The organism is Variovorax sp. 01T439_2 (genome assembly GCF_056398445.1).
In genome coordinates this window covers 1-15,434 of record NZ_JBFTPJ010000078.1, presented here as the reverse complement: position 1 = coordinate 15,434, position 15,434 = coordinate 1, and the positions used below count along the sequence as shown (strand labels likewise).

Below are 15,434 nucleotides of genomic sequence, written 5' to 3'. Positions count from 1 at the left end.
GCTTCGCGATCCGTGAGGATGGAGGTGCCCATGTCTGCGGGAGATGCCTGGAATTTGTCGAGAATCTCCTGCGGCACCCCCTCGTCGAGTTCTGCACCCTCGGCGCGCGCCACGGCCAGGCATTCCCGCAGATAGGCAAGGGCGAGCGCGGCGATATCGGGCCGCCCGAACATGCCCGAGCGGCGTTGCGTCAGCACCATGAATCCGGCCACCGCGTTCTGCAGCAGTTTGCGCCAGGCCAGCGCGTGGAAGTTCGCGGCCAGCTCGACCCGGCAGCGTGTGCCTTGCAGCGCCTCGGCCACCACGCGGGCATGCGACGTGTCTGGCAGGCTCAGGCGCATGTCTGCGCGCAGGCGCACCGAGCCGTCGGCCTGGGCCTGCACAGGAAACCACACGACCGCGGGAACGACCTGCGCGGCCGGGGCATGCAGGGCGATCCGCTCCAACTGCTCGACGCCGTTCTGCAAAACGCACACGACAGTCTTGGGGCCACCCAAAGCGGCGAGCCAGTCTGCCGCCGCCTCGATCTGTGTCGCCTTGACCGCCAGAAACACGAGCTCAACCGTCCCACCGATTTGTATGGGATCCACCCGGACCGGACCGGGCACGGTGATGAGGCGATCGCCATCCTGAAGCGTCAGGCGATCCCGGGGTGTGCGGCCGCACAGCAACGGTGTGCGACCGRCTTCGTGCAGTGCCGCCGCGATCGCGGTACCGATGGCACCTGGACCCACGACCGCGATGGATGCAGCCCTTGTTGTATTCATGAACACAGACTCCTTCGAGCGTCCCTTCAGCGTTCCGTACGCGCCATGCTTGCGCTCGTCTCCGGTGCAATGTAATCTATTACCTAATATGAAGAGAGATGGTAATAGAATTTCAGGTAATGCGCGCTTGTTGCAATGGATCGGAAGCATCCAGGCCCGAACTGGCGATCTCGCTGCCAGCGAGGCAAAGGTCGTCGAACTGTTGCTCGCCGATCCCTTGTTCGTTGGCGCGAGCACGACCGCGCAGGTGGCTGCCCGCGCCGGCGTTTCGCCGCCAAGCGTGATTCGTGCCGCGCGTGCGATCGGGTTCAGCGGTTTCACCGAACTGAAGATCGAGATCGCGCGTGCCCGCGGTACCACCGGGTTCTTTGCGCCGCCTGGCGTGCTCACCGCGGGTGCGACGACTGCAGCGGTGCTCGAAGCCTCGATCCGCGCAGGCACTGACGCACTGACCGCGCTCGGAGGAGCCCTGGAGCTGTCGGCGCTCGAGCGGGCAGTCAGCACCATCGAGCAGGCGCGCCAGGTGATCGCATTCGGAGCCGGCCCCTCGGCGACGGTCGCCGCAGATGCGGTCTTCCGACTGCGCGCGGTCGGCGTGACGACCATCGGCATTGCGGACCATCTATCGGCAATGATCGCGACGCGGCTCCTGGGCCCCGGTGACGCCGTCATCGCCATCAGTTCGACCGGACGCACCTCGACGACGCTCGCCATCGCCGATGCGGCATCTTCTGCCGGAGCCTCGCTCATCGCCATCACCAACCAGTACGGCGCACCGCTGGCGACACTCGCGAACATCGCGCTTGTCGTTGGCGGTGCACCACTGACGGCCCAGATGGCCGCGGCCGGGAGTCGGCTGGCGCAGCTCGTGGTGATCGACGCACTGGTCGCGGCYGTCGCGCTGCGCGACCCGCAGCGCAGTCGTCGCGCCGAACGGGCGGGCATCGACCTGCCCGATATCGCCTGATGCCGCCTGGCACCGTCGCGATGGTCCTCGCCGCGGCGGTAGCTCATGCGGTGTGGAACCTGGCCTCGAAGTACAAGCGCGGTGATGCCGTCCTGTTCGTCTGCGCCTACACCTACGCTTCGGCGCTGCTGTGTGTCCCGATCAGCCTCGCCTTCATGGCGGATGGGCAGCAGGTGCTCGGCTGGCAGCTTGCGGCGGGCGCCGCTGTCTCGGCCGTGTTGCACACCGCTTATTCTCTGACCTTGCAGGCCGGCTACGAACGCGCTGAACTGGGGGTGGTTTATCCGGTCGCCCGCGGCACCGGGCCGATACTGGCGATGCTGTTCGCGATCCTGCTCCTGGACGAACAGCTCACCGCTGCCGCGATGTCCGGCGCTTCGCTTGTCGTGGCGGGCATTCTCGTCGTCACCGGCAACCCGTTCAGAAGCGCAAGCCGCCGGCCGCTTCAGGGCTTGCTCTGGGGCGCTGCGACGGGGGCGACCATCGCCGCCTACACGGTCTGGGACGGCTATTCGGTCGTCGCGCTGCACCTGGCGCCTGTGAGCTACTACGCCGCCACGCTGCTGCTGCAGAGCCTGATCCTGACCCCCAGTTTGCTGCGTCGGCGCCATCGCATTCGAGCGGCCATCCGTGCCGACGCCGTGCCGATCCTCATCGTGGCTGTGTTCTCCCCGCTCGCCTACATCCTCGTTCTCACCGCCATGCTGAAGGCGCCGGTGGCGCTTGTCGCGCCCCTGCGCGAGTCGTCCATCGTCATCGGCTCACTCGTCGCGTGCAGACTGTTTGGCGAGGGACATCTCGCGCGCCGCATTGCCGGCGCGGTGATCGTGCTGGCGGGGATCGCGGCGATCAGTCTTTGATGCCTTCTTCGATACCCCTTGCTACCGGACAGAGCGGATCCAATCTCTGAAGAGCTTCACGGGAGCCTCTGCCGCTTTCAGCGGATCGCAGACCAGGTAATACCCGGACTCCGTTCTGGCAACGTGATCCACGGCGATGACGAGCCGCCCGCTGCGTAGGTCATCGTCCACGTAGGCGCGCTGGGCGATGGCAATCCCCAATCCATCGGCCGCCGCCTGGTAGCACAGCGCAGCATTCGCCAAGGTGATTCCATGCAGACGCGGGGAGTCTACAAGTTCGGCCGAACTGAACCAGAGCGACCAGGCTTCCGGCCGCATCATCGAGTGCAGCAGGTTGGCTTGCAGCAGGTCTTGAGGTGTCTTCAAATGCCTGGCCAGGTGGGGTGCGCAGACAGGAAGAAATTCGTCGTCGAAGAGGTGGTCCAGCTCGACATCGGCCCACTCTCCCATGCCATGCCGGATCGCGCAGTCTGCGCCCTCGAGCCGGATGTCGTCGGCCATTGCAATGGTCGAAATCTCCAGGTCAATGTCGGGATGTTGCGCGTAGAAGCCCCGCAGGCGAGGCACCAACCATCGGATGGCAAGGCTCGGCGTCACTTTCAGGCGCAGCCGCTTGTCCAGCTGGACATCGACCACGTCATTGAGCGCATCGTTCAGGCGATCGAAAGCATCCGAAACGCGGTGGGCCAGTCGTTTGCCCACCGCGGTGAGCTCGATCTCGCGGCCGGATTTCTGAAACAGCTGCGCTCCGAGCCCGACCTCCAGCTGCTTGACTTGCTGGCTGACTGCACCGGGCGTCACATGAAGCACCTGGGCGGCGCGTGTGATCCCTTTGGCGCGGCACACTGCATCGAACACGCGCAGCGGGCCCAGGAGCGCACGGAGACTGTGCATCGTGACCAGTGAAGGCGTAGCGAACTCAGCGCTCGCTCGAACCCGCCGCTGCGACCGTGCCGCTCGCGTGCTTGGCGGCCGGACGTTCCATGAGGCAGAGCATTGCGGCCGCAAGCAGCAATCCCGCTGCCAGACAGAGCCACGAGACATAGCTGCCGGAAATGTCAAAGAGCCGTCCCGCGAGGAATGGCCCGATGCCGGCGCCAATGGCCACCGTGGCATAGACACCCCCGAAGAGGGTGCTGTAGAGGTTCAGCGGGAATTTCCGGCTCACCAGGTAGGCTGCGAGATCGAACTCCGCGCCGACCGCGAAGCCAGTCATGAGCAACCCGGGAAGCACCAGAGCCGGTTGGCCCGTTGCCAGCAGCAGCATGCCGGTGGCAGACAGCATGAAGAGCGTCGCCGACAAGCGCGCGGCATCGAACATGTCCAACAGAAAGCCGGTGACGATTCGTCCGACGATGACCGCCACGCCAAGGATGCTGGCGAGACCGGCGGCACGGTTCGGGGAAAGCCCCAGGTCAGTGAGCATCGGAACGACGTGGACGATGGTGCCGAAGATGCCGACCGAGCACAACAGGAAGACAGCGGCAATGCGGAAAAAGCGCGGATCGACCAGCGCCTTCAGGTTACTTCCAGCTGGGGCACGGCGGCCCTTCTCTGCAGGGGCCGCATCCGCGCCCCGCAGGAAGTAGGCAATCAATGGCAAGAGTACAAGGACGACGGCCGCAAGGCCCAGGTAGGTGGCTCGCCATCCGAAATGGGCGATGGCCGGCGTGACGATCAACGGTATCAGGATGGCCCCAACGCCCGTTCCGGTGATGGCGATGCCCAGGGCCAGTCCGCGTTGGCGAGAGAACTTGCCCACGAGGATCTTCGTGAAGGACAAGGGCGAGGTCGCGCCACCGAGCAGTGTCAAGACCGTGACCAGCGCCAGAAAACTGGCCAGCCCCTGCGTCCATACGCCCAGAAGCAGGAACGAGGTCGACAGGCCCACCAGGGAGAGCAGGGTGACGCGTCGCGCGCCGTACCGGTCGATCACCTGCCCGATGAACGGCGCCGCGCATCCGAGCAGCACGCTGCTGATCAGCGAGCCCAGGGACGCGGTGCCTCTGGTCCACCCGAACTCGGCGGCGAGCGGCTTCGTACCGCGGCTGACCCGGCGTAGGCGGTCAGGCCCCGTTCCAGCACGATCACGTTGTTGGAAAACTCGAGAACGACATCCACGTGTTGCTCCACGATGATGCAGCCTACTCCGAGCTGATCACTCATTCGGACGATGGCATCCATCAACTCCTCGCGCACCATTGGCGCCAGGCCTTCCAGCGGTTCGTCGAGCAGCAGGATGCGCGGCTGTCCGACGAGTGCGCGTGCCACGGACAGCATTTGCTGCTCGCCGCCCGACAGCTGTGTGCCTCCGTTGCGTCGGCGCTCCTTGAGCCGTGGAAACAGCGCATAGATCGGTGGCAGGGCAACGCTCGCCGAGCGTCCCTGCAAGCCCGACAGCAGGTTCTCCTCCACTGTCAGTGAGGGGAAGATGTCGCGGCTCTGCGGTACGTAGCCGAGGCCGGCGCGCGAGCGTGCGTAGGTGCTCGCGTTGCTGATGTCGTCGCCGCCGAAGTGAATGCGCCCCTTCATCAGGTCGGCCAGGCCCATGGCCGTCGCGAGCGTCGTGGTCTTGCCGGCGCCGTTGCGTCCGATCAGACCAAGGCGCTCGCCTTCGCGTACGCTGAAGCTGAGATGCTCGAGGACGGGCAGGCCGCCATAGCCTGCGGTGACGTCGTCGAACCGGAGTTCAATGGTGGGCTTGGGCATGTCCGTCTCGTCCGAAGTAGATTTGCTTGACCTGCTCGTTGGCAGCGACTTCCTGCGGCGTCCCCTCGACCATCACCGCACCGGCGACCAGGACGATGATGTGCGAGGCGAACCGGAACACCAAGTCCATGTCGTGCTCGATCAGCAGGACGGATAGATCCTTCGGCAAGCTTCCGATGGCTTCCATGATGCGGCCGCCCTCACCCTGCGGCACGCCTGCGCCCGGCTCATCGAGGAGCAGCACCTGCGGCCTCATCGCAAGCGCCAGGGCGATCTCCGCAAGCCGCTGCTCGCCCAGTGCCAGTTGTCCCACCACCCGGTTCGCATAGGGGTGCAGTCCCAGCATGCCGAGTGTCTCGTCGACATCTTTTTGCACGCGTGCGGAACGCACTGGCGAGGGCCACCACTGCATGGAAGCCCGGTGCCGCTGCAACACGGCGACCCTGACGTTGTCCGCCACGGTGAGTTCCTTGAAGAGGCGGCTGATCTGGAACGTGCGAACGATGCCGTTGCGCACGCGTGCGTACTGCGGCAGCTGGACGATCGAGCGGCCGTCCAGCTGGATGTCACCCGACTGCGGGCGCATCGCCCCGCTCAGCAGGTTGACCAAAGTCGTCTTGCCAGCGCCATTCGGACCGATCAATGCAGTGCGGGCTCCTGGGGGGAGGGACAGCGTGACGTTCTGCGTGACTGCCAGGCCGCCAAAGGAGTGACACAGGCCGTGGGTTTGGAGTCGGTGGGTCATCGAGCCACCCCACTGCGGCCAGGCCGCTTGGTGTACGCCACAGTGCGGTCCACAAGTCCGATCAAGCCTCCGGGCAGGACGATGAGTACGACGATCAGCATCGACCCAATGAAGAACAACCAGTGATAGGGGTTCAAGGTCGATGCGATGTGATGGATGGTCATGTACGCGACAGTGCCGAGCACGGCGCCCGACAGACGGCGCGTTCCACCCAGAACGATCATGACCACGACACCGGCCGATGTCGTGAAATCCAGCATGAAGAGGTTGGCGACTTTGCTGGTCTGTGCCGTCAATGCGCCAGCCAGCCCGGCCACGCTGCCGCCGACCGTGTAGACGGCCAGCAAGTGCAAATAGACGCGCCCTCCGAGCGCCTGAACGCGTCCGGGATCCTGGCGGATCGCCCGGGCCGTGAGACCGAACGGCGACTCCACAAGGTTCCTCAGCAGGAAGTACACAAGCACAAGTGCGCCCAGAGCATAGAAGTAGCCCGTGTAACTCAGGAAGTTGAATTCCCAGATGCCGAGCAAGGGACCGATGTTGAAGCCGGCAAGTCCATCGTCGCCGCCCGTGAGCCACCTCGCCCAATTGGCCAGTTCAAGCAGCAGCTGGGCGACCGCGATGGTCAGCATGACCAGCGTCAGTTTGGTCGACCGCAGCATGACGGCGCCGCTCAGCAGCGCGATCACGCCGCCGCCCAGCCCGCCCAGCAGCAAGCCCACAATCGGATCTGCCGTCAGATACAGCGCCGTCCAGCCCGCGACGTAGGCGCCGCTGCCGTACAACGCGGCCTGGCCCAAGGTCGCAATGCCTGCCTGCCCCAGCACGAGACTCAGTGACAGCGCGAAGATGGACATGGTCGCCATGTTGGTGAGCAAACCGAGGTCCTGCGGGAACAGCACGAAAGCCAGCAATCCCACCAGCATCAGCACGAGCTCTCCGCGCAGCTGCATCCACGGGCGGACGCGAGACGGTGCGGTCACCGTCATGGGCGCACTGACCGCGTTCATGCGTGTCTCCCGAACAACCCTTGCGGTCGAACCAGCAGGACGATGATCATCGTCAGGAAAAACGCAGCCGATGCGAGCTGCGGAACCATGTATTTCATCGAAGTCTCCACAATGCCCAGCAGCAACGCTGCAAAGAATGAGCCAAACAGATTTCCGTTGCCTCCCACGGCGACGACGGCCAGGAGGATCACCAAGTATTTGGAGGCGTAGGTCGGCTCCATGGGCAGCAATTCCGCGCCAGCGATGCCCCCCAGAGCCGCGAGCGCTGCACCCATCACAAAAGTGGCGGCATAGATCTTCGTGGTATCGATGCCGATGGCCCGGGCGATGGGCGCGTTGTCGACTGCAGCGCGTACCCGGATGCCAAAGGAAGATTTGTCCACCGCCAGCCAGAGAACGCAGACGACAACGAGCCCACACGCCATAACGATGAGCCGATGCCGAGGGATGGACCGAAAGCCCAGATCGACCGTGCCGTTGAACAGCTCCGGCAGCGCCACCGATGTCACAGTGGATCCGAACAGCAGATTCACCGCGGCTGTTGCCACGAACATCAGCCCGATCGTCATCAGCATCTGATCGAGGTCGTCACGTCGATAGAAGCGCCGAAGCAGGATGCGCTCGAACAGCAGCGCAACCAGCCCGACCAGGACGATGGCCAGCACGAAGCCCAGCCAGATCGGCACGCCCAGGCGTTGCGGGATCGTGGCTGCGAAGAAGCCACCGAGCATCGCGAAGGCGCCATGGGCCAGATTCACCACCCGCATCAGGCCCATCGTCATCGACAGGCCCACTGTGATCATGAACAGGATCATCGCGTACGCGACCCCGTCGATCAGAATGCTGCTAAGAAGCGCGAGAGACATGCTGCAGACTCTGGGTTACTTGGAAGCGTTCTGCGTGCGGCCGTAATCGGGCTGCATCTCGAACGTCCGGAATTCCCGATTGACGTAGCGTCCGGACGGGTCCTTTTCGACCACGCGCATGTAGACGTTCTGCACGAACTCGCGCGAAGCCGGGTCGATCTTCACGGGGCCTCGCGGACTTTCCCAGGAATGACCCTTGGCGCTGGCAAGCGCCTTGGCGCCGTCCCGCTTCCCATCGGTTGCCTTGACCATGTGATAGATCACATGCAGACCGTCATACGCGTTCGCAAGCTGGACGGTCGGAATGGCCTTCGGGGCAACCTCGCCGAGGGCCTTGATGACAGCGTTGTTCAGCGCAGAGTTGTGCGTTGCCGAATAGAACATGCCCGTCTCGATGCCCAGAAGATCCGGGCCGATCGCGCGCAGCTGGTCCTCATCGGTTTCGGCAGTGCCGAGAAAGCGCACGCCGGCGGCCCTCAACCCAGCCTCGTTGTATGCCTTGACCATCGCGTAGGTCGCAGGACCGCCTGGGGCGAAGACGTAGAGGGCGTCGGGCTTGAGCGCCTTCACGCGCTGCATCAGGGGACCAAAGTCGGTTGTCTTCAACGGCGCACGGATGGCCTCGAGCAGCTTGCCTCCGCCGCTGACGAACGCCGTGGTGAAAGACTTCTCGGCGTCCAGTCCGGGACCAAAGTCGCTGACCAGCGTGACGGCATTCCTGACATTCTTCTCCAGCGCGTACTTGGCCACAGGCACCGCCATCTGCGGCAAGGTGTATGACGTGCGCAGCAGGAAGTCCGACTTGTCCAGAAGCGAGGACGTCGACGCGTTGAAGATCACGACCGGTACCTTGGCTTCCTGGGCCAGCGCAGCGACGGCCAGGGTGTCAGGGGTGAAATAGAGGCCGGCGATGTACTGGGCGCCTTCCTTGACAATCAGTTCCTGTGCCAGGGCCTTGGCTTGCGCGGGATTGATCTCCGGAAGGTCGCGATAGATGACCTCGATCGTGTGCCCGCCCGCGGTCGTGCCATTGAGCTTCTGGTATGCCTTGGTCGCACCCTCCCAGGTTTGCCCCACGGCTGAAAACGGTCCGGACATCGGCGCGATGACGCCAACCTTGATGGCGTCGGCGCGGGCCTGAAAGGCGATCGTCGCGAGTGAGACCGCCAAGGCGGCAACGAATTTGATGGTCATTCTTTTCTCCAAATAGTGGGGCGTGCCTGGCGCGGTGAGCGCCAGGGGTTCGAACGAGGTGACGGACCTTCGAACGGATGTCAGACCGAGGCGCCGTTTTCTGCCCTGGTGGTCGCCTCAAGGGCGACATCACGGGCCATCAAGGTCGCGTACTTCTGATTCATGTCGAACAGGTTGGCCTCGTGGGCCTGCAGCGACCGGTCCCCCACGCAGTCGGTCACGACGAGGGGGCGGAACCCGTGGCACATGGCGTCGACCACACTGGCGCGGACACAGCCGCTGGTCGTGCACCCGGCAATCAGGAGGGTCCGTATGCCGCGCAGGGACAACCAGGCGGCCAGCGAAGTTCCGAAGAAGGCCGAGGGACTTGTCTTGCGCAGCACCAACTCCCCGGCCACCGGCTGCAGTTGCGGAACGATCTGGCTTTCGGGCGCATCCTCGCGCAGGGCAAGGATGGGGGGCACCTTGAGCGCGAAGATGTTGGCGTCGGCGCCATCGTCCTGATACACGACCCGCGTGTGCACGATCGGCCATTGGCGCTGGCGGGCTTGGGCGAGAAGCCCGCGCGTGCATTCGATGGCGGGGCCGATGTTGCCGCCGCCGAACGTGAGCGGATCGGCGAAACCATTGATGAAGTCGATGATCAACAGTCCGTAGGGCGCCATGGGCGCCACGGCATTGCCGAACCCTTGCTTCTGGTAGATGTCTTGATCGACGCTCATTGGAAAGCCCCGTCGATCACCTTGCCGTCGCGAACCACGACGATGCCATCCAGCGCCACCGTGCAATTGCGCAGCGGAATGTCGAGGTGACAAGGCGTGGTGCGAGAGCCGCCGGCCTCGTTGTTCGGGCCCAGGGAGAACAAGAAGTTGCCTTCGAACGAGCGCGCATCCTGGCCGGTCGTCGCTTCGCGGTCCATCAGCGACAGCGTGTGCCAGTAGCACCGTGACTGCATCCCCCAGCCGATGTGCGCGATGGCGTAGGCCTCGGGGTCCTTGTAGGCTTCCATGAATTCGCGCAGCAGGGCGGCATCGACGTCGCCTTCGATGCTGCGCACGAAACCGCCGCTCAGATTCATCGTGATCTTGTCCGAGACGTAGTTCTTCTGCGGCAGCAGGATGTCACCGCGATCGATCACGATGGTGCCGTCGCTGCCGCCTTCGTTGGCGAAAGTGAAGAGAAAGCCGCTCGGCCAGTGGTCCCAGCGACCGGGTTCCTCGCAGAAGCCGTACTCGGTGATGACCGGAAATTCGCCGAGCTGGAACGTCACGTCCGTGCCGGCCGGCGAGGTCACGTGCATCGTCTTGGCCTTCTTGAGCAGCTTCGACGCGTCCAGCACGCGCTTGCGATCGGCTTCGGTCGGCACCGCCCGCACCAGGACCTCCGGTGGCTCCACGGCGAGCAGGATCTTCGTTCCAGACTCCAGGATCTCCATCTGCTCGGGCGAGAACAGCAGCAGCATCAAGTCCAGGACGAGGTCACTGTTCTTCATCGCCGCCAGCGCGGCCGGGTTGTTGGTCAGGGGCGTTGCGCCCAGGTAGCTCATCAGGTCGCGGCTGGTAGCCTTTTCTGCGTTGATGGGTTGCAGCTCGATCCTGGTCACGATCGCGCCTGCGGCCTGCGCAGCGATCGTCGCTGTCTGGAGCGTCTGGGGATGCGTGTGGGGGCCGCACAGAATGGAGACCGTCTGTCCGCGCTCGACTTTGCTGAGCTTCAGGACCTCGTCCCAGGCCTTGATCATCTGATAGTCGCTGACTGCCATTTTTCGTCCTTTGGAGTGAAGTGTCAGAACTGCAGCAGCGCCAGGTCTTCTGGGCTGCCTAGCTTGAAGAGCCGGCGCGCATTGCCATGGCACACCTGTGCCCGGGTCTTGTCGTCCAGGGGGGCGTCTTCGATGAAGGTGCAGGCCTCGGCGGTGGACTCGTAGGGGTAGTCCACCGAAAAGAGCACGGCCTGTTCCCCAAGCTCGCCAATGGCGCCCAGGAGGGCCGGTGCGGAGCACACGCCGGACGTGGTGATCAGGATGTTGCTGCCGATGTACTCGCTGGGCTTGCGCGTCAACTTGATGCCGGATGGATACGCCGCGAAGCGGCTGTCGATGCGCCAGCGCTGGTACGGCAGGGCCTCCCCCATGTGGCCCAACACCAGTGTCAGGCGCGGGAATCGGTCGAACACCCCGCCGAACAGAAGGCGCAACGCATGGCCCGCCGTCTCCACGCCCCATCCCCATGCAGCGCCCTGGAGCACCGGCATGCCTTCGAGCAGGGCCGGCGCCTGGCTGAACGCGTTGGGATGCAGATAGATGGGAACGCCGAGCGCCTGTGCGCGCTCCCAGAACACATCGAACGCGCCACCTTCGTAGTAGCGACCCAGGGTATGGCCGTTGATCATCGCGCCTTTGAAGCCGTGTTCGACGACGGTGCGCTCCAGCTCCTTGGCTGCGGCGCTCGGGTCCTGCATGGCCACGTGGGCGAAGGCGCCGAAGCGTTGCGGATGGCGCGACACGCGCTCGGCAAGGAATTCGTTGTTCTCGCGTGCTCGGCGCACGGCGGTGTCGCGATCCGCCTCAGCCTGTACACCGGGCATCGTTTGCGACAGCACGACGTACTCGATGTTCCCTGCGTCCATCTCTGCAAGGCGCTGATCGTCGAAGTCGGTCAGCCTGGCGTCGAGCTTGGCGACGAATTCGGCGGGCAGCGCTCGCGTGTAAGGGGCGGAGTACGCGTCGAAGCCGGGGGCGGAGAAGTGCTCCTCCAGCGCGATTTTTGGGGTTTGATTCATGGTCTTCCTAGGTGGCCTCAGACGGGGTACGCCAAGGCGGTGTCGAGAATTTCCGTGTCGTGGATCACTTCACGGCTGGCAAGCAGCAGCCGTTCGCCGTCGCGCACGAAGCGGTCGTGATAGACCCCGGCCAGGTGCACCGTCGATGGGCCCTCCACCAGGGTCTGCATCAGGATGAAGGGCGTCTGGGAACTGATCGTGTTTCCCGCCTCTTGCAGTACGCGCGCAATCCCCAGCACATGCAGCATGTGCCTCGGCGCGAACATCTGCGAGTGCGCGACGGCGAGGGCGCGGTCGATGATCATGTCCAGACCCTCGCAGTAGATGAGTCCCACGGGCATGTTCAAGAGCGCGTTCTGGCGCGAGGTCACGCGGTACGTCGCTTCCTGGCTGAAGAAGTCCGGCCAGCGTTCGACGTCGTTCGCATCCAGGACCGCGCAGTACTCGACGTGAAACGACTCGATCTCGGCGCGCAGCTCGGCCGCGCGTCGCGGCGAGAGGGTGGTCCTGGCGTAGGCGAGGCGATCCTTCATGCTGCTTTCTCCGCGACACGGATGTCCATCACGTCCCGGTAGTACTGGTAGAGGGAGCGGATGCAGGACTCGGAGATGAGATTGCGTGCCGTGCCCTGGTGGCCGGCATCGAGCTTGACGACGTTGTTGTCCGTGGAAGAGTTGCGCAGGCCTTCCTGCACGAACTTCAATGCCTCGTTGTCCTCGAGGCCCAGGAAGCCGGCTGGGCCCATCAGGTTGCCCTGACGCAGGCGGTGCCGTGTCATCTCCGGCGTGTCGTCCTCGTACCCGAACATCGTCCACTGCATCACCATGCTGTTCGGACCGTTCGGGATGATCTGGCGCACACCCATCGTGTTCATCTGGCGCTGAACGATGAGGTTCGGCCACATGGTCATCATGTTGGCGGACCAGGGCGACTTGAACTCCCGTACATAGTCCAGGAACCGTTCGTCGCGCAACCGGAGGTTGTCGCTGAAGGATCGCATCTGCGCCTTGTCGTCGTCGGCGACAGTGGCATAGATCTCGTCTGGCTTGGCCGACGCCATGAAGCCATGGCGACCATGTGCCTTGTCTGCAAACACGATCGACTTGATGCCGGGAACCAGCAGGCCAAACACCACGAGAAACGAATGGAGTAGCGTTGCGTGGTACGGATCCTTGAGGTTCTCGTGGTACATCTTCCAGTTGCAGGGAAGCTCGTTGCGGCAATAGCCCAGGATCTTGAGTTTCTTGCCCGAGAAGGGAACGTCGAACTCCTCGACGATCTCCTGGGTCATGTACTCTTCCAGAGGAGGGGTCTTGTCGGAGTAGGTGGCGAAGATCACGCCGTTGCGTGTGGCCACGCGCAATTGGCGGGTGCCGTGGTCGGCGTTCTTGAAGTCCGACGGCATGCCACCGACCTTGTTGATGCCGCGCTTGAACGGAACGCCCTGCAGGTTGCCCTTAAGGTCGTACGACCACTGGTGGTAGGGACAGACGAACTCCTTCGTATTTCCCTGGCTGGCGCGACAGAACTCCGCGCCGCGATGGGCACAGCGGTTCTCAAAGACGGAGATCGTGTGGTCCTCCGCACGCACGATCACGACAGCCGTGGCGCCGACATAACCGCGCTTGTAGTCGCCCGGGTTGGGAATCTCCGCTTCCAGGGCGACAAAATTCCAGGTGTCGCCGCGAAAGATGCGCTCGATCTCCTGGTCATAGATCGCCTGGCTGGTGTAGACCCAGTCCGGGATGTTGTTCATGGCGTCCGCTGGCCAGACGCAATGTTCCAAGGGCGGGTTCTTTCGGGCATTCGTGATGCCGATGACCGCCTGCGATTGATACATGAAAGCTCCTTAGCTTTGAGAGRGGTGGTTTAAGCGGTGGTCGCGACGTCGGCCTGCATCTGCTTGGCCCATGTGCGCAGATTGGTGGCGTCCAGTTGAAAGTCCTCCAGCTGCACGGGCCGCCCACGTTCGAAGAGAGGGCGAACGGCTCGCAGATCGGCGCCCGCATTGATGGCGACGCCGTGCAAGGGGACGGAACCCCGATGGCCGATCCACAGCGCCTTGTCATCGGCCGGGTCGCCGCGGCGCACATATTCGAGATCGCTGGCCGGCAGGCCCAGCATCTGGATGTTGTGTTTCCCCTGGTCGGTCCAGAACCACGGCACCGCGGGTGCAGGAAGAGGCAGGCCCAGCATGGCGGCAGCGGCAGTGCKCCCCTGCTCGTTCGCGTTCTGCCAGGATTCGAGGCGCGTTGGTGCCGCCTGGCCGGGGCGGCGCTGGCTGGTGCAGTCGCCACATGCAAACACGTGTGCGTCGCTGGTGCGGCAGGACGTGTCGACCAGAATGCCGCCGCCTGCCGCGATCTGCAGCCCCGCATCGCGCGCCAGCGCGTCGTTGGGCAACAGGCCGATGGCGACGACCACCTCATCCACTTCCAGATCGCCGGTGCTGGTGCTCAGGCGCGACCGACCGGCCGGCAGTGAATGGACGCCGCTGCAGGAAGCACCGAGCAGGAGCGTTGCGCCCGCTGCGCGCGTTCGCGATTCCAGCCATGCCGACGCCTGCGGCGGCACAAAGCGATCGAGCAGGGCTGTGGCGCGTTCGAGCACTGTCACCGAAGCGCCTGCGGACAGTGCCGAGTGGGCGATTTCGAGGCCGAGGAAACCTCCGCCAAGAATTGCGACTTGCGGCGTTCCTTGAAGGGCTGCTCGCAGCCTGCGCGCGTCATCCAGGGTCCGGATGTAATGCACACCCGGGCGGGCAGCCGGAACGGACGCGAGCGTGACCGCTTCGCCGCCGGTAGCGAGCAGGCAGAGCTCGTACCCGAGCACCTGCCCGTCCGCCAGGCGGACGTGCTGCTGCGCAAGATCCAGCGCAACCGCATCGCTGCCGCTGAGCAGGTCGATCTTGCTGCGCGCCCAGGATTCGTCCGTGAGGACGTCCAGCCGGGGGGCGTCGGCAGCGACCAGGACGGCCTTGGACAAAGGCGGGCGCTCATACGGTCTGTGGCCCTCGCGCCCCAGCATCGTGATGCGTCCGCTGTAGCCATGCTCGCGCAGGGCGTGTGCCGCGACAGCCGCCGACTGGCCCGCACCGACGATGACGATGCCGCGTGAGGTCATTTGCCGGCAGGCGACAACACGTAGATGTGATCGCCCTCCCGCTTCACGGCATGGGTGCGCAGGTCCACGGTGACCGGCGCACACATCGCTTTGCCCGTACGAATGTCGAAGCGGCCCTGATGCAGGGGGCATTCGACACAACCGTCTTCCACGTAACCCTCCGACAGCAGAGCGGTGGCATGGGTGCACATGCTGTCTGTGGCGAAAAACTCGTCGTCGATCCGGTACAGCGCAACCCCGTAGCCAGCGACGTCGACCGTCTTCGCTTCATCGTTGCTCAGTTCTTGCGCCGAGGCGACCTTGATCCAATCCATGGCTCCATCCAGTCGTTTAAAGATCTGAAATAAATACTCAGTGAACTGTCATATTAGTTGGATCGGTTTGTCTTTTCAAGTGCGGGTTTGTACTTGTT

Annotated in this window: 17 protein-coding genes; 2 read left to right on the top strand and 15 right to left on the bottom strand. The window is 64.2% G+C overall.

From position 1 onward, the window contains the following. Positions 1 to 767, bottom strand: a 767-nt coding sequence (locus tag AC1DOC_RS06040) for an oxidoreductase (protein WP_478129536.1), incomplete at its 3' end; no start/stop codon positions are given. An 88-nt stretch (positions 768 to 855) separates the two neighbouring features. Here AC1DOC_RS06040 and AC1DOC_RS06035 point away from each other — a divergent pair. After that, positions 856 to 1,734, top strand: a complete 879-nt coding sequence (locus AC1DOC_RS06035) for a MurR/RpiR family transcriptional regulator (RefSeq protein ID WP_478080945.1) — start codon at positions 856 to 858, stop codon at positions 1,732 to 1,734. Continuing rightward, on the top strand, positions 1,734 to 2,594 hold the full coding sequence (locus AC1DOC_RS06030; RefSeq protein WP_478080931.1) for an EamA family transporter: 861 nt from the start codon (positions 1,734 to 1,736) through the stop codon (positions 2,592 to 2,594). The genes AC1DOC_RS06035 and AC1DOC_RS06030 overlap by 1 nt, the downstream gene beginning before the upstream one ends. 21 nt (positions 2,595 to 2,615) lie before the next feature. On the opposite strand, the gene AC1DOC_RS06025 is transcribed toward AC1DOC_RS06030, so the two are convergent. From AC1DOC_RS06025 to AC1DOC_RS05960, 14 genes are all read right to left on the bottom strand, one after another. Then, positions 2,616 to 3,488 carry a LysR substrate-binding domain-containing protein gene (locus AC1DOC_RS06025; protein WP_319362201.1) on the bottom strand — a complete coding sequence of 291 codons (873 nt, stop codon included), beginning with the start codon at positions 3,486 to 3,488 and terminating at the stop codon, positions 2,616 to 2,618. 25 nt (positions 3,489 to 3,513) lie between these two features. Then, entirely contained in the window at positions 3,514 to 4,566 is a 1,053-nt protein-coding gene (locus AC1DOC_RS06020; protein WP_478129535.1) for an MFS transporter, read from the bottom strand. Positions 4,567 to 4,574: 8 nt separating this feature from the next. Continuing rightward, entirely contained in the window at positions 4,575 to 5,303 is a 729-nt protein-coding gene (locus tag AC1DOC_RS06015) for an ABC transporter ATP-binding protein (protein WP_478129534.1), read from the bottom strand. Next, positions 5,284 to 6,048, bottom strand: coding sequence for an ABC transporter ATP-binding protein (locus AC1DOC_RS06010; protein WP_015867071.1), 765 nt, complete (start codon positions 6,046 to 6,048; stop codon positions 5,284 to 5,286). The genes AC1DOC_RS06015 and AC1DOC_RS06010 overlap by 20 nt, the downstream gene beginning before the upstream one ends. Next, positions 6,045 to 7,058, bottom strand: a complete 1,014-nt coding sequence (locus AC1DOC_RS06005; protein ID WP_478084391.1) for a branched-chain amino acid ABC transporter permease — start codon at positions 7,056 to 7,058, stop codon at positions 6,045 to 6,047. Before AC1DOC_RS06005 ends, AC1DOC_RS06010 begins: the two co-directional genes overlap by 4 nt. Next, the gene (locus AC1DOC_RS06000) at positions 7,055 to 7,924 is read right to left on the bottom strand and encodes a branched-chain amino acid ABC transporter permease (protein WP_478080935.1); all 870 of its coding nucleotides are present in this window, start codon (positions 7,922 to 7,924) and stop codon (positions 7,055 to 7,057) included. Before AC1DOC_RS06000 ends, AC1DOC_RS06005 begins: the two co-directional genes overlap by 4 nt. Before the next feature lie 15 nt (positions 7,925 to 7,939). Further along, the gene (locus AC1DOC_RS05995; RefSeq protein ID WP_478080936.1) at positions 7,940 to 9,118 is read right to left on the bottom strand and encodes an ABC transporter substrate-binding protein; all 1,179 of its coding nucleotides are present in this window, start codon (positions 9,116 to 9,118) and stop codon (positions 7,940 to 7,942) included. Between the two features lie 80 nt (positions 9,119 to 9,198). After that, complete coding sequence (locus AC1DOC_RS05990; RefSeq protein ID WP_478080937.1) at positions 9,199 to 9,840, bottom strand: isochorismatase family protein; 642 nt, start codon at positions 9,838 to 9,840, stop codon at positions 9,199 to 9,201. Next, the gene (locus AC1DOC_RS05985; protein ID WP_478080938.1) at positions 9,837 to 10,880 is read right to left on the bottom strand and encodes a 2,5-dihydroxypyridine 5,6-dioxygenase NicX family protein; all 1,044 of its coding nucleotides are present in this window, start codon (positions 10,878 to 10,880) and stop codon (positions 9,837 to 9,839) included. The genes AC1DOC_RS05990 and AC1DOC_RS05985 overlap by 4 nt, the downstream gene beginning before the upstream one ends. A gap of 23 nt (positions 10,881 to 10,903) precedes the next feature. Beyond that, positions 10,904 to 11,899 carry an amidohydrolase family protein gene (locus tag AC1DOC_RS05980; RefSeq protein ID WP_478080939.1) on the bottom strand — a complete coding sequence of 332 codons (996 nt, stop codon included), beginning with the start codon at positions 11,897 to 11,899 and terminating at the stop codon, positions 10,904 to 10,906. Between the two features lie 17 nt (positions 11,900 to 11,916). Beyond that, on the bottom strand, positions 11,917 to 12,432 hold the full coding sequence (locus AC1DOC_RS05975) for an aromatic-ring-hydroxylating dioxygenase subunit beta (protein WP_478080940.1): 516 nt from the start codon (positions 12,430 to 12,432) through the stop codon (positions 11,917 to 11,919). Beyond that, positions 12,429 to 13,739: an aromatic ring-hydroxylating oxygenase subunit alpha gene (locus AC1DOC_RS05970; protein ID WP_478080941.1), complete on the bottom strand. Its 1,311-nt coding sequence runs from the start codon at positions 13,737 to 13,739 to the stop codon at positions 12,429 to 12,431. Before AC1DOC_RS05970 ends, AC1DOC_RS05975 begins: the two co-directional genes overlap by 4 nt. 29 nt (positions 13,740 to 13,768) lie before the next feature. Then, positions 13,769 to 15,022 (bottom strand): NAD(P)/FAD-dependent oxidoreductase, encoded by a 1,254-nt coding sequence (locus AC1DOC_RS05965; RefSeq protein ID WP_478129533.1) that lies wholly within the window; start codon positions 15,020 to 15,022, stop codon positions 13,769 to 13,771. After that, positions 15,019 to 15,336 carry a non-heme iron oxygenase ferredoxin subunit gene (locus AC1DOC_RS05960; protein WP_015867061.1) on the bottom strand — a complete coding sequence of 106 codons (318 nt, stop codon included), beginning with the start codon at positions 15,334 to 15,336 and terminating at the stop codon, positions 15,019 to 15,021. Before AC1DOC_RS05960 ends, AC1DOC_RS05965 begins: the two co-directional genes overlap by 4 nt. Positions 15,337 to 15,434 lie beyond the last annotated feature (98 nt).